This is a genomic window from Flavobacterium maritimum (assembly GCF_040049085.1).
Taxonomy (GTDB): Bacteria; Bacteroidota; Bacteroidia; order Flavobacteriales; family Flavobacteriaceae; genus Flavobacterium; species Flavobacterium maritimum.
Map to the genome: position 1 here is coordinate 361,482 of NZ_JBDLZY010000005.1, position 19,104 is coordinate 380,585.

At 33.7% G+C, this 19,104-nt stretch carries 17 protein-coding genes; 3 read left to right on the plus strand and 14 right to left on the minus strand.

Annotation, left to right across the window (positions count from 1 at the left end):
- Positions 1–250: 250 nt before the first annotated feature.
- The 6 genes from rodA to purH all read right to left on the minus strand — a co-directional run bounded on the left by rodA (position 251) and on the right by purH (position 7,463).
- On the minus strand, positions 251–1,486 hold the full coding sequence (gene rodA, locus ABEB23_RS12845) for a rod shape-determining protein RodA (RefSeq protein ID WP_348813003.1): 1,236 nt from the start codon (positions 1,484–1,486) through the stop codon (positions 251–253).
- 17 nt (positions 1,487–1,503) lie between these two features.
- On the minus strand, positions 1,504–3,438 hold the full coding sequence (mrdA, locus tag ABEB23_RS12850) for a penicillin-binding protein 2 (RefSeq protein ID WP_348813004.1): 1,935 nt from the start codon (positions 3,436–3,438) through the stop codon (positions 1,504–1,506).
- Positions 3,435–3,941: a rod shape-determining protein MreD gene (locus tag ABEB23_RS12855; RefSeq protein WP_348813005.1), complete on the minus strand. Its 507-nt coding sequence runs from the start codon at positions 3,939–3,941 to the stop codon at positions 3,435–3,437. Before ABEB23_RS12855 ends, mrdA begins: the two co-directional genes overlap by 4 nt.
- Positions 3,934–4,758 carry a rod shape-determining protein MreC gene (mreC, locus tag ABEB23_RS12860; protein ID WP_348813006.1) on the minus strand — a complete coding sequence of 275 codons (825 nt, stop codon included), beginning with the start codon at positions 4,756–4,758 and terminating at the stop codon, positions 3,934–3,936. The genes ABEB23_RS12855 and mreC overlap by 8 nt, the downstream gene beginning before the upstream one ends.
- 95 nt (positions 4,759–4,853) lie before the next feature.
- Positions 4,854–5,882 carry a rod shape-determining protein gene (locus ABEB23_RS12865; RefSeq protein WP_086454445.1) on the minus strand — a complete coding sequence of 343 codons (1,029 nt, stop codon included), beginning with the start codon at positions 5,880–5,882 and terminating at the stop codon, positions 4,854–4,856.
- Between the two features lie 54 nt (positions 5,883–5,936).
- Positions 5,937–7,463 (minus strand): bifunctional phosphoribosylaminoimidazolecarboxamide formyltransferase/IMP cyclohydrolase, encoded by a 1,527-nt coding sequence (gene purH, locus ABEB23_RS12870; protein ID WP_348813007.1) that lies wholly within the window; start codon positions 7,461–7,463, stop codon positions 5,937–5,939.
- A 166-nt stretch (positions 7,464–7,629) separates the two neighbouring features.
- Here purH and ABEB23_RS12875 point away from each other — a divergent pair, with 166 nt between their 5' ends.
- Positions 7,630–8,880, plus strand: a complete 1,251-nt coding sequence (locus ABEB23_RS12875; RefSeq protein WP_348813008.1) for an ABC transporter permease — start codon at positions 7,630–7,632, stop codon at positions 8,878–8,880.
- 174 nt (positions 8,881–9,054) lie between these two features.
- Here ABEB23_RS12875 and accD read toward each other — a convergent pair whose 3' ends face one another.
- The 3 genes from accD to tamL all read right to left on the minus strand — a co-directional run bounded on the left by accD (position 9,055) and on the right by tamL (position 13,715).
- Entirely contained in the window at positions 9,055–9,909 is an 855-nt protein-coding gene (gene accD, locus ABEB23_RS12880) for an acetyl-CoA carboxylase, carboxyltransferase subunit beta (RefSeq protein ID WP_348813009.1), read from the minus strand.
- Positions 9,910–10,034: 125 nt separating this feature from the next.
- The gene (fbaA, locus tag ABEB23_RS12885; RefSeq protein WP_348813010.1) at positions 10,035–11,102 is read right to left on the minus strand and encodes a class II fructose-bisphosphate aldolase; all 1,068 of its coding nucleotides are present in this window, start codon (positions 11,100–11,102) and stop codon (positions 10,035–10,037) included.
- A 60-nt stretch (positions 11,103–11,162) separates the two neighbouring features.
- Positions 11,163–13,715, minus strand: a complete 2,553-nt coding sequence (gene tamL / locus ABEB23_RS12890) for a translocation and assembly module lipoprotein TamL (RefSeq protein WP_348813011.1) — start codon at positions 13,713–13,715, stop codon at positions 11,163–11,165.
- A gap of 37 nt (positions 13,716–13,752) precedes the next feature.
- Between tamL and ABEB23_RS12895 the strand changes: the two genes are divergently transcribed.
- Positions 13,753–14,484 (plus strand): TrmH family RNA methyltransferase, encoded by a 732-nt coding sequence (locus tag ABEB23_RS12895; RefSeq protein WP_348813012.1) that lies wholly within the window; start codon positions 13,753–13,755, stop codon positions 14,482–14,484.
- A gap of 74 nt (positions 14,485–14,558) precedes the next feature.
- On the opposite strand, the gene porT is transcribed toward ABEB23_RS12895, so the two are convergent.
- From porT to ABEB23_RS12915, 4 genes are all read right to left on the minus strand, one after another.
- Positions 14,559–15,263, minus strand: coding sequence for a type IX secretion/gliding motility protein PorT/SprT (gene porT / locus ABEB23_RS12900; protein WP_348813013.1), 705 nt, complete (start codon positions 15,261–15,263; stop codon positions 14,559–14,561).
- Between the two features lie 25 nt (positions 15,264–15,288).
- Positions 15,289–16,020, minus strand: a complete 732-nt coding sequence (gene ubiE, locus ABEB23_RS12905; RefSeq protein WP_348813014.1) for a bifunctional demethylmenaquinone methyltransferase/2-methoxy-6-polyprenyl-1,4-benzoquinol methylase UbiE — start codon at positions 16,018–16,020, stop codon at positions 15,289–15,291.
- 610 nt (positions 16,021–16,630) lie between these two features.
- Positions 16,631–17,113: a dihydrofolate reductase gene (locus ABEB23_RS12910; protein WP_348813015.1), complete on the minus strand. Its 483-nt coding sequence runs from the start codon at positions 17,111–17,113 to the stop codon at positions 16,631–16,633.
- Between the two features lie 15 nt (positions 17,114–17,128).
- The gene (locus ABEB23_RS12915) at positions 17,129–17,455 is read right to left on the minus strand and encodes a 2TM domain-containing protein (protein ID WP_348813016.1); all 327 of its coding nucleotides are present in this window, start codon (positions 17,453–17,455) and stop codon (positions 17,129–17,131) included.
- A gap of 237 nt (positions 17,456–17,692) precedes the next feature.
- Between ABEB23_RS12915 and ABEB23_RS12920 the strand changes: the two genes are divergently transcribed.
- Entirely contained in the window at positions 17,693–17,989 is a 297-nt protein-coding gene (locus tag ABEB23_RS12920) for an isoamylase early set domain-containing protein (protein ID WP_348813017.1), read from the plus strand.
- A gap of 101 nt (positions 17,990–18,090) precedes the next feature.
- Here ABEB23_RS12920 and ABEB23_RS12925 read toward each other — a convergent pair whose 3' ends face one another.
- Positions 18,091–19,023, minus strand: coding sequence for a transporter (locus ABEB23_RS12925; protein ID WP_348813018.1), 933 nt, complete (start codon positions 19,021–19,023; stop codon positions 18,091–18,093).
- Between the last annotated feature and the right edge of the window lie 81 nt (positions 19,024–19,104).

The following is a 19,104-nucleotide window of genomic DNA, read 5'->3' on the forward strand; positions in this document are numbered from 1 at the left end:
GGAAAATAGGCTTATGAAATCTTGTTTATTATTAAAATTGTTGCAGTAGGTTCCCCTTTTTAGCTCATTGATGTTGGTTGATATAACTATAAGAGCGAGGTATACTTTTATTGTTTAGGAATATTTGAAATTCTAAGAGTTTTAATCGTAGAGATTGGAATAATAGGTATTGTTTTATAACTACTGGTAAAAGTTGTTCTCTTTTAGAACAATATTAATGAATAGGATAGTTGAAGTGACTACTTAAGAATTACCATTCATTTACTTTATTGGCATCCATTTTTAGAAATATAAAAAGTAGGATTGTAAACCCCCAAAGCCCCGACCCCCCATAAGAGAAGAAAGGTAGCGGTACTCCAATTGTTGGAAAAATACCGACAACCATAGCGATATTTACAAAAAAATGAATAAACAATATACCGGCAACACAATAGCCATACACTCTACTGAATTTTGTCTTTTGTCTTTCTGCTAAATATATAACGCGAAGTAATAAACCAGCAAATAAAGCAATTACTACAAGCGAACCTACAAATCCCCATTCTTCTCCTACCGTAGTAAAGATGTAGTCGGTATGTTGTTCTGGTACAAATCCCCCTTTGGTTTGTGTTCCTTCAAGAAAGCCCTTACCAAACCATCCTCCAGATCCGATAGCTATCTCTGATTGGTTGGTGTTGTATCCAATACCTTTCATATCCACGGATTTTCCTAATAAGATATTGAAACGATCCCTATGGTGTTGTTTGAAAACATTTTCAAAAACATAATTTACTGACAAAACAAATCCAGATATCAAGACTAGAAGAATTCCGCTTAAAACTATATTTCTATCCGCTAACCTAGATTTGTAATGGATAATCGCTAGGGCCAATAAGGCTATTAAAATAACATATTGTGGTTCTAATATTAATGTTAAAACAAATAAAAGAATAGTGATAAAACCGGTCCATACGTACCAAGCCGGTAAACCTTCGCGATATAAAACAATAATAAAAACACTATAAATTAAGGCGCTTCCCGGATCGGGCTGTGGTAATATTAGTATAACAGGTAAAAACACTATAGCAAGTGCCTGAATTTGTCTGTTTACGTCTTTCAAATTGATTTGAGTGTCACTTAAATATTTGGCTAAAGCCAATGCTGTGGCCGCTTTTGCAAATTCAGAGGGTTGTATTGTGAAACTTCCGAAACCATACCAACAACGTTGTCCTGCAATAGTTTTACCAAAGACGAAAAGGCCTGCTAATGAAAGTAACGAAATTCCAAAAATAATACTCGCATATTTCTCATAAAATTTGCCGTCAACGTAAAGGACGACGAAGATTAAAGGGATGGTTAATATGATGAATATAAGTTGTTTGTCTGAAGTTCCATCCATAGAAGACAAGGAGGATGAATAAATGTTTAACCATCCCATAAGTACTAAAACACTATAGATAATGACGCATATCCAGTCAAGATTGTTTGTTATGCTTTGGTTTTTCATTTGAAGTGAATGGCTTATTAATTTTGTTTAGTAGTATCTACTTTTATTTTTGGAATTATTGTTTTGCTTTTTAAAATAGAATCTTGTTTTCTTAATTCTAATTTAACAGCCTCAGAAAGGCCTCCTAATTTAGCATATTCGCCTTGTAAACTTTTATTAAGAATTCGGGTTTCTAAATCAGTTCTGGTTATTTTTTGTCTAAGATATTTTTCAATCATTAAACTGGCAATTGGTCCGGCTATTGTAGCTCCAAATCCTCCATTTTCAACCATAACCGCAATAGCTATTTTTGGATTGTCTTTTGGTGCAAAAGCCACAAATATGGAATGGTCTTTTAGTTGAACCCTTTTTCCGTCTATTTTGGCAAAATTTTCAGCGGTACCTGTTTTTCCACAAATATCAATACCTTCTACTTTTAAGTGGTAGGCAGTTCCCTGATTATATACATCGAATAAACCACTAATTATTGGTTTAAAATATTTCTTATCTACCGTGGTGACATGTTTGGTTGTAAATTTCTTGTCGATTGTTTGTCCTTCAATCCTTTTGATGATGTGAGGCGTGTAATAGTAACCTTCGTTTGCAATTGTAGCCATCATGTTCGCCAGTTGAATAGGAGTCATTAGAACTTCTCCTTGACCGATAGAATTCGAAATGATAGTTGTGCTTCTCCATCCTCCATTAGGATATATTCTTTTGTAGGTTTTTGAATCAGGCACTTTACCTTTTCTACCTGCTGGTAAATCATAGCCCATGAATTCTCCAAGTCCGAAACTTTTCACATGATTGCTCCAGACGTCCACTGCATAAGCGGGTTTTTTGTATTTATTTATGGTTTTCATGTAAGCAGTTGCAAAATAGGCATTGCAGGATTCATATATACCTCTGTGCAATTGGAGTGCTCCTCCATGACAGTGGCATCTCATAAATCTTCCTCTGGCATAGCTGAATCCATGATTACAGAATACGGTTGTTTCTTCATCGATTACCCCCTCTTGAAGGGCAACTAAACCAGTCAATATTTTAAATGGCGAGCCAGGAGGGTATTCAGCCAATAAGCCACGATCATAAAGTGGTTTTGCGATAGAGTCACGATACAACTGAGTATAGTTTTTAGATCTTTGTCTGCCAACTAATATTGAGGGATCATAAGATGGTGCGGTAACAAGGGCTAAAATTTCTCCTGTTTTGGGTTCGATAGCGACAATTCCTCCTCTTTTGTTAATCATCAGTGCTTGCCCATATTTTTGAAGTTCCGCATCAATTGTTAGATTAATATCTTCGCCTTGAACGGCTATTGTATCGTATTTTCCATCTTTAAACGAGCCTATTTCTCTGTTATATTTGTCTTTTTGTACATATTTTACTCCCTTGATTCCGCGTAAAATTTCTTCGTAGCTTTCTTCAACACCTTGCTTTCCAATCAAGTCTCCACTATTGTAATAAGGATTTTTTTCTATTAATTTTTCATTGACCTGAGTAATAAAACCAAAGATATTTGCTCCAAAATCTACTTCATAATCTCGAAGGGAACGTTTTTGAAAATAAAAGCCTTCGAATTTTCTAATTTTTTCTTGAAATGCAGCAAATTCAGCTTTATTTAATTGAGGTAAAAAAACAGATGGTAGTCTCGGGCTGTAAACATTAGCCTTTTCCATTTTTTTTATAAAGTCTTCTTTCGTAATATTCAGTAATTGACAAAATTCTAAAGTGTCAATGTTCTTTAGGTCTCGGGGAATAACCATGATATCATAAGAGGGCTGATTGGCTACTAACAGTTTACCATTTCGATCATAAATATAGCCTCTTTCAGGATAATCGTATTTTATTTTTATGGCATTATTGTCTGACTTCAATTTGAAGGAATCATCAATAATTTGTAAATAAAATATTCGTAACACCAGTAATGATGCTGCAACAATGATTAAGGATGGCAGCAAGACTTTTCTCATCGTTTATTAGGCTTAATAAGGTATATTATTATGATGCAAATTATAATCGTAAATATTGTACTCAGTGCCGTTCTAAGCAGGATGTCCCAAATAAAGCTAAATTGGAAAGCTTCTAACACGAACAATACAAGGTGGTGTATTAAGACCGATAGCAATATAAATGAGAATCGTTCAGGGGTTAATACATCGTTCAATTTTACGGTTTGGTATTCGTAGCTTAGACCAAATGAGAATTTGAAAAGGTACGGTCTGTAAAAGGCTAGTGCCAAACAAGAAGTGGCGTGAATTCCTCCCGAATTGCTGAACATATCCATCACCAGTCCTAGAAGAAAACTGGCAATTAACAGTCCTGATTTATTACCGTTTACAGGATATAATATTATGAAAAGTACATATGGAAACGGACTTACAAATCCGAAAAAATTCATATTATTGAAAACAATAATTTGTACTGCCAATAACAGGATAAATCGGAAAATATTGACTAACAAAGTGCTATTCATTGTCTTCTCTTTTTTCTAAATTGATAAGTTCTTGGCGGTCTTTACTTTTTATAATATATACATGACCCAAATTTGTCATGTCGTTGAAAAGTTTTATATCCAATGTATAGTAATTGGTTTCGTTGTCAGTGTATATTTTTTCAATGGTACCAATGTTGATATTTTCCGGAAATATGACTGATTGTCCGCCGGTTACGATGGTGTCGCCTTTTCGGATTGCTGCCAATCTGGGTACATCGATCAACTGAACAATACCTGTACTTTTACCATTCCAAATCAAAGATCCGAAGTGATTTGATTTTTTAATTTTGGCGTTGATCTGAGATTTTTTATTCAAGATACTCAATACTGTTGAGTAATGAGCAGAAGTGTTATCTATGATTCCGATAATTCCTAAACTGTTAATTACACCCATATCGGGTTTTACACCTTGTAGTTCGCCTGAATTTAATGTTAAATAATTTTCATGAACATTATAGGAGTTGTGAATCACTTTTGAAACAATAATGTCTTTTGGTTTAACACCTTTTATACTGTCTAATTTTTGTAATTGGACAGTGTCTTTTTTGTTAAACAAAAGACTTTTCAAATAAGCATTCTCCAGGGCAAGTTCATCATTTTGAGTTCTTAAATTAAGGTATTCATTGATGTTATTCACTTTCTCGTAAACACCACCACTCAAAAAATTAGCAGAACTAATTATTTTGCTTCTATGGAAAGAGTGAGATTGAATGGTGAGTGCTAAAGAAATGCCTAAAAGCAGCAAAAACAGTAATCGATTACTGTTTTTAAAAATAAAATTAAATATTTGCTGCATTTTTTAAATGTATAATGTAAAATTGTACGTCTTATTTATGATCTGAGTATTGAAAAATAAGAATGCCTTGGAACGCAAACTATATATCAATTCAATTATTTAATCAAGATGCTTTTAAATTTCACGATGTTTTTAAGGGCCATTCCAGTTCCTCTAACAACTGCTCTTAATGGATCTTCCGCAATATAAACAGGTAAATCTGTTTTTTGAGAAATTCTTTTATCCAAGCCTCTTAACATAGATCCTCCACCTGCAAGATAGATTCCTGTGTTGTAAATATCAGCTGCTAATTCAGGAGGTGTTTGTGATAAAGTTTCCATTACAGCATCTTCAATCCTTTGAATAGATTTGTCTAGTGCTTTTGCGATTTCTCTGTATGAAACTTCTACTTGTTTTGGTTTTCCGGTAAGTAAATCTCTACCTTGAACAGACATATCTTCTGGAGGTGTCTCTAAATCTTCAATAGCAGCTCCAATTTGGATTTTTATTTTTTCAGCAGTACTTTCTCCAACAAAAAGATTGTGTTGGGTACGCATATAATAAACAATGTCATTTGTGAATACATCACCGGCAATTTTAACCGATTTGTCACATACAATTCCACCTAGGGCAATTACTGCAATTTCAGTTGTTCCTCCACCTATGTCAACAATCATGTTTCCTTTAGGTTGCATGATGTCAATACCGATACCAATTGCCGCAGCCATTGGCTCGTGTATTAAATAGACTTCCTTACCATTTACTCTCTCACAAGATTCTTTAACGGCTCTCATCTCCACTTCGGTAATACCGGAAGGGATACAAACAACCATTCTTAAAGCTGGAGTAAACATTCTTTTTTTCAATGCCGGTATGCTTTTTATAAACATACTGATCATTTTTTCAGAAGCATCAAAATCTGCAATTACACCATCTTTCAAAGGTCTTATCGTCTTAATGTTTTCATGTGTCTTACCCTGCATCATGTTGGCTTCCTTACCAACTGCAATAATTTTACCCGAAATTCTGTCTCGGGCAACTATTGAAGGGCTGTCAATAACAACTTTATCATTGTGTATGATTAAAGTGTTTGCGGTACCAAGATCTATCGCAATATCCTCGGTCATGAAATCAAAAAATCCCATAAGTTTTTTAGGGGTTTAAAATTTATAAAATATTAATGTGCAAAGTTAAACAAATTAATGTTTAAAATGACGTGTTCCTGTAAATACCATTGCAACTTTGTTTTCATTGCAGTAATCGATACTTAATTGGTCTTTGATAGAACCTCCAGGTTGGATAACAGCTGTTATTCCTGCCTTTTTTGCGATTTCAACGCAATCAGGGAAAGGGAAAAATGCATCACTTGCCATTACAGCTCCATGCAAATCAAAACCAAAGGTCTTTGCTTTTTCTATTGCTTGTAGCAAGGCATCAACACGTGATGTTTGCCCTGTTCCAGATGCAATAAGCGTGCCATTTTTCACAAAAACAATTGTATTTGATTTTGTGTTTTTACAAATCTTTGAAGCAAATATCAAATCTTCTATTTCCTGTTCTGAAGGACTTGTAATAGTAACGGTTTTTAAATCCGCTTTATTGTCAGTGATATTATTTCTATCTTGAACTAAAAGACCGTTTAAGCAAGTGCGAACTTGTCTTTGAGGTAGGGCTACTTCATTTTGAATTAAAATAATTCTGTTTTTCTTTTCTTCCAAAATTGTAATGGCTGCTTCGTCATATGCAGGAGCGATTACCACTTCACAAAATAATTTGTTTATCTCTGTTGCTGTTTCAACATCTATTTTTGTATTCGAAATCAAAACACCACCAAAAGCTGAAGTAGGATCGCAGGCCAACGCAGCTAAGTAAGCTTCGCCGATTGTTTTTCTTGAGGCTAGACCACAAGCATTATTATGTTTTAAAATAGCAAAAGTTGGTCCGTCATTTTTAAATTCGGTAATCAAATTCACAGCGGCATCTACATCAAGTAAGTTGTTGTATGATAACTCTTTTCCGTGCACTTTGTTGAACATTGCATCAAAATCACCAAAGAAAAATCCTTTTTGATGTGGGTTTTCTCCATATCTCAAGACCTGACCATTTGCAATACTTTCTTTGTATATTGTTTCGTCAGTATTGAAATAATTGAAAATTGCAGTGTCATAGTGAGAGGAAACGTGAAAGGCTTTTGTAGCCAATAATTTTCTGTCAGCAATTGTTGTTGCGCCGTTTTGATTGGTAATTAAATCCAAAAGCAAGCTGTATTGGTCAACTGATGCAACAATTACAGTGTCTTTAAAGTTTTTTGCGGCAGCACGAATTAAAGAAATACCACCAATATCAATTTTTTCAATTATATCTTCTTCACTCGCACCTGAAGCTACTGTTTTTTCAAATGGGTATAAATCAACAATAACTAAATCAATTTGCGGGATATCAAATTCTTTCATTTGTTGCACATCACTTTGATTGTCCTGACGGTTTAGGATTCCTCCAAAAACTTTCGGGTGCAAAGTTTTTACTCTGCCACCAAGGATAGACGGATAAGAAGTTACATCTTCAACAGGAACTACAGGAATTCCTAAGTTTTTTATGAAATCTTCGGTTCCACCGGTAGAATAAAGTGTAACATTTTGCGAATGTAGTTTTCTTACAATTGGTTCAAGACCTTCCTTTGAAAAAACGGATATTAATGCCGATTGAATTGTTTTAGTTGTGCTCATTGTGTAGTTATAATTATCAGAGTGCAAAAATAGTTTTTTTTTGATTATAAAATTCAATCAATTGCTGTAACATTCTTCTAAAATGTAACACCTATGAGTCAGTGGATTTTTATTAGGTTTTTGATTTAAATTTATAGAAATTTACTTTAACGCAAATTTTGGTTATATGTTAGTCTACCTTCGATTATTAAAAGAGAGTTTTAGTTTTGCAATGAATGCTTTAAGCAACAATAAATTGAGAACTTTGCTGTCTTTATTGGGTGTCACTATTGGGATTTTTTCAATTATAGCGGTACTTGCAGCTGTCGATTCTTTGGATAGAAAAATCACGAAAGATTTGAGCAGTTTAGATAAAAACACGATCTACCTGATGAAGTTTTCTTTTGGGCCTTCTGATATTCCTCAATGGAAGAGAGAACAATTTCCGAATGTAAAGTATGATGAATATACCTATATGAAGGATGCGATGACCAACACGGATCAAATGGGTTATCAAATATTTACAAGAAGGGAATCTATAAAATATGATGCAAATACAGTGAGTGATGTTAATATTGTTCCGGTTTCTCATGAATTCATAGATATTCAAGGTTTGGAGTTTGATAAAGGAAGGTTTTATAACGAGTCTGAAGCTAATTCTGGGTCTACAGTAATTGTTTTGGGAAATGAAATAGCAAAATCGTTATTCGATGAGTCGGAGCCGATTGGTAAAAATGTTCGCTTGTATGGAAAGCGTTTTACTGTTATTGGTGTTTTGAAAAAACAGGGAGCTGGTTTATTTGGAGATAGTGATGATACTTCGGCTTTTATTCCTGTAAATTTTGTGAGACAATTGTATGGCGATAATAATGATAATTTGACTAATGTCATTATTTTTAAACCTGTCAGTGGGGTGGATATGGAGGCATACAAGGAAGAGATTTCTCAAAAATTAAGAAACTATCGTGGTCTGAAAGCTGGTGAAATTGATAATTTTTTTATTAATGTCTTTTCTGGATTTACCGATTTTATAGATGGTATTTTAGGTCAGATGAATCTTGTTGGGTGGGTAATTAGTGGTTTTTCATTACTGGTGGGCGGTTTCGGAATTGCCAATATTATGTTTGTTTCCGTAAAAGAGCGTACTAATTTAATTGGGATACAAAAATCATTAGGAGCCAAAAATAGATTTATATTATTTCAGTTTTTGTTTGAAGCCATTATTCTTTCTGTGATTGGAGGAATTGTCGGTTTGTTTTTAGTTTGGATTATCTCCGTTATTTTGACCAAAGCATTAGATTTTGAATTTGTCCTTGGAATGGGGAATATCCTTTTAGGAACGGGTCTTGCTGCGATTATTGGATTGATTTCTGGAATTCTTCCTGCTATTACAGCATCAAAACTGGATCCTGTAGAGGCGATTAGAACCGGGATGTAGGTTTTTGAAGGTTCTGAGATTCTAAGTTGGGTGCAAATTCCAAAGAAGCGAACAAATTATAAAGGCAATAAATTTTTTTTCATAATTTAAGGTCTAAAATAAAGATATAAAAAAAATCCCATCTGCAATTTATTTTGGCAGATGGGATTTTTTATGTTTATAGAAGTTCGAAAACTATCTAATTGTATTGTTTTGAATCAAATCGATGTACAAGTTAATTTTGTCTTTCAATTCTTTTCTTGGAGTAATAAAGTCTAAGAAACCATGTTCCAGAAGAAACTCTGCGGTTTGAAAACCTTCCGGCAAATCTTTACCTGTTGTGTCTCTTACTACCCTTGGTCCTGCAAATCCGATTAATGCTCCAGGTTCAGAGATATTTATATCTCCAAGCATAGCGTAAGAAGCGGTTGTTCCTCCAGTTGTAGGGTCAGTACACAATGAAATATAAGGTAATTTTGCTTCAGCAAGTTGAACTAACTTAACCGATGTTTTTGCTAATTGCATCAATGAATAAGCCGCTTCCATCATACGCGCTCCACCTGATTTAGAAATCATGATGAAAGGCATGTTGTTTTTGATGGCATGATCAATTCCACGTACAATTTTTTCTCCTACAACACCTCCTATTGAACCACCAATAAAGGCGAAATCCATACAACAGATTACAACATCTTTACCTTTGGATTTTCCAACTCCAGTACGCACAGCGTCTTTAAGTTTGGTTTTTTCCATTACGTCTTTTAAACGATCTGAATATTTTTTGGTATCAACGAAATGCAAAGTATCTTTAGAAGTCATATTTTTATCTAATTCAACAAATTCATTATTGTCGAATAAGATTTCAAAATACGTATCACTTCCAATTCTAACATGGAAATCATCCTCGGGACTCACAAATAAGTTGCGGGCCAATTCTTCGGCATCAATAATTTTTCCAGTCGGAGACTTATACCAAAGTCCTTTTGGAACATCCATTTTGTCTTCAGTAGCGGTAGTAATACCTTTTTCTTTTCTTTTAAACCAAGCCATTTATTCAGTATTCAGTGTTCAGTAATCAAGTATTCAGTGTTCAGTTTTTAGTGTTCCTTAATTAGTGTTCAATAATCATTTTTTTGATAACTGAACACTAAAAAACAGAACACTGAACACTATTTTTATAGTGTATTCACGTTGTTTAAGTCAGCAAAAGCTTGCTCAAGTCTAGCGTTGAATGTGATTTCACTTTCACGCAACCATTTTCTTGGATCGTAATATTTCTTGTTAGGAACATCAGCTCCGTCAGGATTTCCGATTTGAGTTTTTAGGTAATCAATGTTTTTAACCATATAATCACGGATGCCTTCTGTAAATGCAAATTGTAAATCTGTATCGATGTTCATTTTAATTACACCATAACCAATAGCTTCTCTGATTTCTTCTAATGTAGAACCAGATCCACCGTGGAAAACGAAATCAACCGGGTTATGTCCTGTTTGGAATTTTTCTTGAACGTAGTCTTGAGAATTTTTTAAGATTTTCGGAGTTAATTTTACGTTTCCTGGTTTGTAAACACCGTGAACGTTTCCAAAAGAAGCTGCGATTGTAAATCTTGGGCTTACTTTTGATAATTCTTCGTAAGCATAAGATACTTCAGAAGGTTGAGTATATAGTTTTGAACTGTCAACATCAGAATTGTCAACACCGTCTTCTTCACCACCTGTAATTCCAAGTTCGATTTCCAAAGTCATTCCCATTTTGCTCATTCTAGCTAAATAACCTTTGCAAATTTCGATGTTTTCTTCGATAGGCTCTTCAGATAAATCAATCATGTGAGAAGAGAATAATGGTTTTCCTGTTTCTGCAAAATGTTTTTCAGAAGCATCTAATAAACCATCAATCCAAGGTAATAATTTTTTAGCGCAGTGATCAGTATGCAATATTACTGTTGCTCCGTATGCTTCCGCTAATGTATGAATATGTAAGGCTCCAGCAATTCCACCAGCAATAGCTGCTTTTTCACCAGCATTAGAAAGTCCTTTTCCAGCGTTAAATTGTGCTCCTCCATTTGAAAATTGGATAATAACTGGGGCATTAAGTTTAGCGGCTGTTTCAAGAACACCATTAATTGTGTTTGATCCAGTAACATTTACTGCAGGAAGTGCAAATCCTTTTTCTTTTGCATATTTGAAAATTTCCTGTACTTGATCTCCTGTAGCTACGCCCGGTTTTATGTTGTGTGCCATTGTAATTTTTTTAAATTGTTTTTTTAGTTTTTAGTTTGCAAAAATAAGAATTAATTAGCATTAGAACGGATAATTTATTCCAAAATTTAAAACGGAGTTGGCAAAATTATATTCATTGAACCATCGTTTGCCGTTTTCATTGGCCGGATTGTAGGTTTTGAAACCTAAATCAAAGCGAATAACAAAAAAACTTAAATCGTATCGCAACCCAAATCCAGTTCCTAATGCAATTTCTTTTAAGTCTTTTAATCCGTTAAAAGTGGCTTTTTCTAAAGTCATATTATCAAGGACATTCCAGATGTTGCCGGCATCAGCAAATAAGGCTCCTTTAAGACTGCCAAAAACTTTAAATCTAAATTCACCGCTAAGGGCAATTTTCATATTTGCTTCATTAAAGTCGTTTATGGCTCCGGTACTTCCCGGTCCTAAACCATAGGGTGCCCATGCTCTGTTGTCATTTGATCCCCCAGCATAATAACTTCGGGAGAAAGGAATGTAGTCCGCATTTCCAAAGGGAATTGCAATACCAAAAAAGCTCCTGACAGCTAAAACTTTTTCTTTGGATAAGTCCCAATGCTTGATATAGTCAAATTCTGTTTTTATATATTCAGAATACTCTAAATTAAAGATTTCGTAATGACCTTTTTCATTTTTAGGCAAATTTGCGGTTTTAGAGATCAAGGATAAAAGAGATCCTGCAGATTCTATTTTAGTTTTAAAAAGATAAAAATTGTTGTCAGATAAATCTTTTTTCGTTGTTTTTGTAAAGGTAAAACTGGTTGCTAGAATAAAATCATTCTCAGTAAGTCGCATTCTTCTTTCTTCAATGCCTTCCACTGTTTGATATTCTTCATCCTGAGGAGTCAAAACAGTGTTTCCTGATAACACATCGTTTGTAAAACCGGACGTACCGGATTCGATTATCAAATCACCATTCTCTACGTAATCAGGATTGGTGTTGAAGTCTTGAGCAATATTGTTTAATGCATCGTATGAAGAGCTGTATACATTGAAATAGTTCTGTGGATTAAGGTTTCTGACGAATTGGGCATTAAAAAGATCAAACCGGGCTGTATTGTTTCTTTTTGGAGTCCAATTATAGGAGAATATACCCGTGACATTTTCTTTATCCAGTCCAATATTTCTCTGTTTTGCAATACCGGTCGTGATAAGTGTCGACGGAATCATACTTTTGGGAATGATTTTTTCTGTATTGAAAGGCATGAAAATTCGGGGAAAATTCAATTTTAAATCTAATCCATATTCTGAAACATTAAAAAAAGTATTGTTAGGATTAGCTAAATCTTGTGAGGATCCAATGTTTCCACGGGCGGCAAATTCTAAGGTTTCAGCTCCGTTAAAAACGTTTCGAATCGTTTCAGAAGCACTCATTCCGATCCCAAAGTCTTGTATATTAGAATGTGTGACATCAAATGTAGCCCCAAAACTGTACTTTTTTCGTGGAGTTAAATATACTTTCGCAATCAAAGATTGAGCTGTAGAATCTCTTTTGTCTACCTCGTACTGTATAGATGGGTAATTAAAAATTTTAAGATTATTTAAATAACGAGTTGTCAGTACTGTTTTATAATCAGCGAATAAAGTTCCTTTGGTGACAAATATAGCATCGGTTATGGCTTTCGGTCTATATCTTAATTTGCCTCTGCTATAAAGGTTAAAGTTATTGTAAGTAGTACTGTCAGTGATTTTTAGATCTTTATCAGATGGGGAATAGTCAGTGTAAATATCCACATCACTTATTTTATATATTTTAAAAGGTTCCGTTCTACTGGAATCTCTTTCTTGATACGTATAGTTATTAATGACCAAATTTATATTTGCCTGATTTACTTTTTTAATAGTATCAACATCAAAGGTGACATAATTGGGCTGAAAGTAATAAGCGCCATTGTTTCTGAAATTAGTGGTAATTCTGTTTTTCTCATTTTCAAAATCCTCTGTTTTGTATTGGTTTCCGGATTTTAAAAATGTATTGGATTTGTTTATTTCATATAATGAGTCTAAAGCGGGTGTTGAAATAGTTGTCTTTAATGTGTCTAAGGTGTATGGTTTTCCAGTAGTTACAGTGTATTTTATTTTTGCTTTTTTTGTGCTGATGGTGTCTATTTTATAGTCGGTAGTAACATTAAAATAACCGTTATTAAAATAATAATATTTTAATCTCAAGGCAGATTTGTCTGCTTTTGTTTTATCAATAATTACGGGAGCTTCACCGGTTTTTTTCAAAAAGTCATGAATGCCATAGTACCAAAAAGATTTGCCCAATCGATCTACTTGCTTTGCCGATAACCATTTTGACATGCGCTCGTATTTACCGGGGTTGTTGTCGAATTTTGCTTGATAAGTGGAGTCCGGATTTAAATTAGCCATATTGTATATGTTCAATCGCAGGGGAAAACCCAATAAGTTTCCGTTTGGTGTTTGATACAACTGATTAAAAATATTTTCGTCACGGATTGTTTTGTTATTTGCTGAAATTTCGTTTTTTGTGAGTAGTAATTTACCCTCTGGAACTCTTTTTACAGCATTACATGCGCAAATTACTATTGCAATTAGAATAAATGCTGCTATTTTTGTGGAAATCTTTTTCAAGTGTTCTAAAATATTTAATTCAAAAGTACATTTTTTTATGGTTAGTAAAAACCAAATAAAGCTTATATCGAGTTTGCACCAAAAAAAACAACGAATCGCGAATCAATTGTTTTTTGCCGAAGGAGTAAAAGTAATTCAGGAACTTTTGCAATCTAATTTTAAACTTGAACATTTATATACCACGCAAAATGATTTTGAGGAGGTTTCAAGTGTAAAAAAAAGCTTGATAAACGAAAGTGATTTAAAAAAAATTAGCGCTTTGGCAACTCCAAACACTTGTTTAGCTGTTTTTAAAATGCCTAAAGAAAAAGAAATTGTCGAGGCAGGTTTGATTCTCGCTCTTGACAGTATTCGTGATCCGGGAAATTTAGGAACCATATTGCGTTTGTGTGATTGGTTTGGAATTAATCAATTATTATGTTCAAAAGAAACGGTTGATATTTTTAATCCTAAAGTCGTTCAGGCCACCATGGGATCCATAACCAGAGTAAATGTAAATTATATTGATCTGAATGCTTTCATTGCACAAACAAAGTTGCCTGTTTTTGGAACTTTCATGGATGGAACCAATATATACAGTACCAATCTGCCTCAGGAAGGAATTATTATTATGGGCAATGAAGCCAATGGAATTTCCGAAGATTTAGAAAAATTAATTAAAAACAGACTAACAATCCCTCGTTTTGGAGATCTCCAAAAAACGGAAAGTTTGAATGTGGCTACAGCAACAGCAATTGTTCTAAGTGAATTTCGCAGAGGTAAATTTTAGTGTTCAGTATTCAGTATTCTGTCGCTATTTACTATGAGAACGGAATGTTGAGACCAAATACCATAAACTGTTTTTTAATGAAAAGTGAAATTGATGAAAATTGCCCTGGATTTCATCGATTCAATATTGCCGGTCCAAGGGCTGTTTGGGTCATCATCGGGAATTAATTCATTGTTGATTCCAAATGAACCTCTTATTGAAGGAGAAAAAATGAAATATTCCGAAAATATATCAATACCAAAGCCCAATTCATAATTAGTTGTCCAGGCGTCTACTCTAAAACGTTGTTCTTCATTATCGTCTATGGATTTTGAATTGCTTGATAAATTTAAATTTGCTGATACACCACCTAATAAATAAGGGCGAATATTTCCAGTTCTTAAAGACGAGAATTTCAGGAGTAAAGGAAAATGAATATAGGTACTGTTCACTTCCCTCAGAGCATCGTTTTCAGTTGTGAAATTGGGAAAATGCAAATCTCTTTTTGCGATATAAAGTCCAGGTTCAAATCGTAAATTGATATATTCCTGAAGTCTCAAATCTGCAACTACACCCACATTGAACCCTGTTGTTTTGTCAACCTGAATATCCGGACCTACAGTTTTATAATCTATTTTGAAATCATAGGAATTGAATCCTAAAAAGAATCCAAAATAGAGTTTTTGTTTTTGCCAGTTTTCCAAATTGATAATAGGGTCTTTGCTGAATATACTTTTGGTAAACTGAGCATGACCATTTATGGTTAAGGAAAATAAAATTAAAAAAAATATTTTTTTCATATTTTGGCAGAAAATTTCTTCAGTATTATTTTTTAGAAGCTGAGTAGATAGTAGCAACTCCAAATGTTTGCGGCATTGCTTCCACATCTATAAACCCAATTTTTCTCAAAATATTGTTTAATGCTTCACCATACGGGAAAGCGGCGGCAGATTCCGATAAATAGCCATACGCTACATCGTCTTTAGAAAACAATTTTCCAATGATCGGCAGGATGTTTTTACTGTAAAAATTATAACCTTGTTTATAAGGGGTTTTGTCCGGCACCGAGGTTTCCAAAATCACAAACAAACCGTTAGGTTTTAATACTCTTAAAATTTCTGCTAATCCTTTTTCGAGATTTTCAAAATTTCTAACACCGAAAGCAACGGTAATAGCGTCAAAATAGTTGTCTTCAAAAGGCATGTTTTCAGAATCACCCAAAACCATTTCGATGGTGTTTGATAGGTTTTTTGCCGTAATTTTTTTCTTGCCCACTTCCAGCATCCCTTCGGAAATGTCTAGTCCAATGATTTTTTCAGCTTTGGTTTGGGCCATTAAAATGGCTAAGTCTCCAGTTCCTGTGGCAATATCCAGGATGGTTTTTGGATTGGATTTTGAAACCATTTGCAGTACTTTTTTACGCCATTTAATATCTATACCAAAAGAAATGACACGGTTAAGATTGTCATAATTTCCGGAAATGGTATCAAACATTTGTGCAACTTGTTCTTTCTTACCTAAGGAAGAATTTTTATAGGGAGTTATTTTTTCAGACATTTTTTTAATTTGTACAAATATAATACAAACTATACAAACTATAAATGGGTTTCAAAATAAGGGGAGAACTTTATTTTTATGAATTTAGGAGGCCATTTTTTTTCTTATTTCAAATAAAAAGGGCGGGTATTTGGAGGTAGAAAATAGCATTTTGATGAAATATCACTAAAAGTGGGTATTGTGACGAATGTTTTTATTGATCAAATTTGCTCTATAAAAATTTAAATATTTTTGCAATGATTAATAGGGATTTAATGACTCAAATCAAATGGATGGTTTTTGCCTTGCTAATCTCATTTGTTCTTGTAAGCTGTTTTGAAGGTGCTGTTTTTTTTAACAGTATCGTATTTAAAGGGCAAAACACGTTCTTAGGATTAAATTTGTTTTTGGAAATTTTAATTTTCTTTGTCTTTAGTACCTTCGTGGTATTTGGTATTAAAGGCTTTTTTGAGATGTACTCTCAAAAAACTTCAAATGTCATAACCTTCATTTCTGGGGTTTTATTGGTATTTGTAATTTTTATTTTATGTTATCAAATACTCTTTCAAGAGTAGGTCATTTCCCTAAATCATTGTGAAAAAAAACATCCCTGATTGAGGGATGTTTTTTTTTATTTTCTAATGAAAGTCTGATAGGTGTAATCGTAAAGATGTTTTTCATCTTTGGTGTTAAATTCGGATTCAATAATTTCCCATTCCTCAGGGCTAATCTCTGGAAAAAAAGCATCTGCTTCAAAATGATCATGCACTCTGGTGATCTCGATTTTGTCTGAGAAAGAAAGTCCCAGGGTGTAAATTTCTCCTCCACCTATAATGTAAGAAACTTCTTCTGCAGGGCAAATTGCGATGGCTTTCTCAATACTATCTACAACAATACAGCCCTCTGGGCAATATTCTTTTTGACGGCTAATTACAATATGGGTTCTGTTCGGTAATGGTTTAGGAAAACTTTCGAATGTTTTTCTTCCCATAATAATATGGTGTCCAGAAGTAAGGGCTTTAAATCTTTTAAAATCATTTGGAAGATGCCAGACTAATTCGTTGTTTTTTCCAAGAGCATTATTTTCGGCTACAGCCGCAATCATTATAATCATATTTTCATGTTTGTTTTAAGAATCTTCGTTTACTTTACTTTGTAGTTGGTCTATTCTTTTTTTCTGTAAAGCCACAAGACGATCTATTTGTTCTCTTTCCCAATTTTTATTCATAAAACGATCAGTTATGTACACTTTGATAAAGTGTAAAATAAAAAGAAAAAGCCATAATGTAATTAACCAAATATGCCAGTCTGAATTGATGCCGATGCCAAAAAAATTATGGGCAACAAATAAAAATAAACTTCCTATAAGTAATAATACAAAATGAAAATAGAGCCTTTTTTTTTGCTTAATACGTCTTCTGGCGTATTCATATTGTTCGTGTTGTTCTTTTTCCATGAATTTAAATTTAGATTATAAAGGTAAAATTTATTTCTGAAAGTCATTCTTCTGATTATTGAATATTTAATCCGAAAAGGATTTCTTATTTAGGATACAAAAAATATCGTAGTTTAAATTAAGAATAAAATCAAAAACAGGGGAAGTTTTTGTTATTATCCTAAAACTTCTTTTGGCTCTTTGTAGGTTCAAATGATTTCGCTTCCTTTGTCACATAAATCTAAAAATGAAATAGTTATGTCAATAAAGAAACAATTTATAAAAACAAAACCAGTTTGTAAGGTTACTTTTTCAGTAGATGCAAAAGAAGCAAATTCAGTATCAGTAGTGGGTGATTTCAATAATTGGGATGTTGCTGAAGGAGCTTTAAGTAAATTAAAGAACGGAACTTTTAAAGGTGCTTACGATTTGAATAAAGATGCGTCTTATGAATTCAAATATGTAATTGACGGCGAGTTTGTTAATGAGCCGGAGGCAGATTCTTTTAAATGGAATGATTTTGCCGGTACAGAAAATAGTGTTTTATCGGTATAATAATTATATAGAAAAATCCGCTGTGAAGCGGATTTTTTTATTTTAAGGGTAATTTGAATTAAGACGAGACGTTTGGAACAGGTTTATTAAGCAAAAAATAGCTATTTAATAGCTGTTGTGAGTCCGTTTCCCCATCGGTATTGGATTCCAATTCCGACTAAATCATAATTATTGCCAGTTCTTGCTGACACTCCGCTGCTAGCGAATAACTTGGCAGAATATAGTTTAGTTATCGGGAAGCTTAATGTTCCTCCTAAGCGCCAATTTTCTTGTAAATCATTATTTATTAAATTGTCTACAGTACTTCTTCCACCTTGATAATAGGTGGCATCAACGGCAAGCCATATTCCCTTGCTGAAAGAGTATATACTGTGACCTTGTAATGAATACAAGATGTCTTGTTCCCTGGTTTTACCTCCAAAGAAATTATTGTTATCACCGTAAAAAGTGGTGCTCGCTGCCAGTTCAAAAATCCAATTTTTGACGGTTTTTGATGCTCCTATTTCTGATTTAAATGACCATCTATTGGTGCCAATATTGACTAATTTGCTTGAGTCGTATTGTCCAGTGGGTACTGTTGTTTGTAAACTTATTCCAACCACAAGATCTTGTGTATGATTTTTGAAATCTTTTAAGGTTAAAGGTGGGGCTCCGATAATATTTACGGATAGTCGAAATTTGGTATCTGTTAATCCGTTTATCTCTCGGCTAGTCGGTTCATCATTATATAGGGCTGTTCCGTTTAGCCATGTGTATGGGATAACAGCATCAATTTTTGCAGATGTCCCAGCAAAACGGAATGATCTTGCATATGCAATTATTGCAGTTGAAATATTTAATTTGGCATTGGTGATTGGTAAATTAGGTCCAAATGATAAATCACCATGGGAGTATGCATACCCGTTAATTAAAAAATTTAGCCCAATAGGTATATTAGTGTAGGTTCTAGGCTCCAGTTCTTGAGCATTTAGACTGGCTTGATTGTTTAAGTACGTTAAGATTAAAAGGATTAAGATAATGTTCTTACGTTTCATGCCCGAATATTTATTTTTGTATTGACAGCATGAGTATACACTACAATTCTTTGTAAAAGTTTATTACAACCTGTTTTTTAC

Bases quoted from the DNA above. Each gene is read 5' to 3' on its own strand.
- ABEB23_RS12895 (WP_348813012.1), top strand. From the start codon at position 13,753: ATGGTTAGTAAAAACCAAATAAAGCTTATATCGAGTTTGCACCAAAAA.
- fbaA (WP_348813010.1), bottom strand. From the start codon at position 11,102: ATGGCACACAACATAAAACCGGGCGTAGCTACAGGAGATCAAGTACAG.
- ABEB23_RS12910 (WP_348813015.1), bottom strand. From the start codon at position 17,113: ATGATTATAATGATTGCGGCTGTAGCCGAAAATAATGCTCTTGGAAAA.
- mreC (WP_348813006.1), bottom strand. From the start codon at position 4,758: ATGCAGCAAATATTTAATTTTATTTTTAAAAACAGTAATCGATTACTG.
- ABEB23_RS12875 (WP_348813008.1), top strand. From the start codon at position 7,630: ATGTTAGTCTACCTTCGATTATTAAAAGAGAGTTTTAGTTTTGCAATG.
- ABEB23_RS12925 (WP_348813018.1), bottom strand. From the start codon at position 19,023: ATGAAACGTAAGAACATTATCTTAATCCTTTTAATCTTAACGTACTTA.
- accD (WP_348813009.1), bottom strand. From the start codon at position 9,909: ATGGCTTGGTTTAAAAGAAAAGAAAAAGGTATTACTACCGCTACTGAA.
- rodA (WP_348813003.1), bottom strand. From the start codon at position 1,486: ATGAAAAACCAAAGCATAACAAACAATCTTGACTGGATATGCGTCATT.
- purH (WP_348813007.1), bottom strand. From the start codon at position 7,463: ATGAGCACAACTAAAACAATTCAATCGGCATTAATATCCGTTTTTTCA.
- ABEB23_RS12915 (WP_348813016.1), bottom strand. From the start codon at position 17,455: ATGGAAAAAGAACAACACGAACAATATGAATACGCCAGAAGACGTATT.
- ABEB23_RS12920 (WP_348813017.1), top strand. From the start codon at position 17,693: ATGTCAATAAAGAAACAATTTATAAAAACAAAACCAGTTTGTAAGGTT.
- mrdA (WP_348813004.1), bottom strand. From the start codon at position 3,438: ATGAGAAAAGTCTTGCTGCCATCCTTAATCATTGTTGCAGCATCATTA.
- ABEB23_RS12865 (WP_086454445.1), bottom strand. From the start codon at position 5,882: ATGGGATTTTTTGATTTCATGACCGAGGATATTGCGATAGATCTTGGT.
- porT (WP_348813013.1), bottom strand. From the start codon at position 15,263: ATGAAAAAAATATTTTTTTTAATTTTATTTTCCTTAACCATAAATGGT.
- ABEB23_RS12855 (WP_348813005.1), bottom strand. From the start codon at position 3,941: ATGAATAGCACTTTGTTAGTCAATATTTTCCGATTTATCCTGTTATTG.
- ubiE (WP_348813014.1), bottom strand. From the start codon at position 16,020: ATGTCTGAAAAAATAACTCCCTATAAAAATTCTTCCTTAGGTAAGAAA.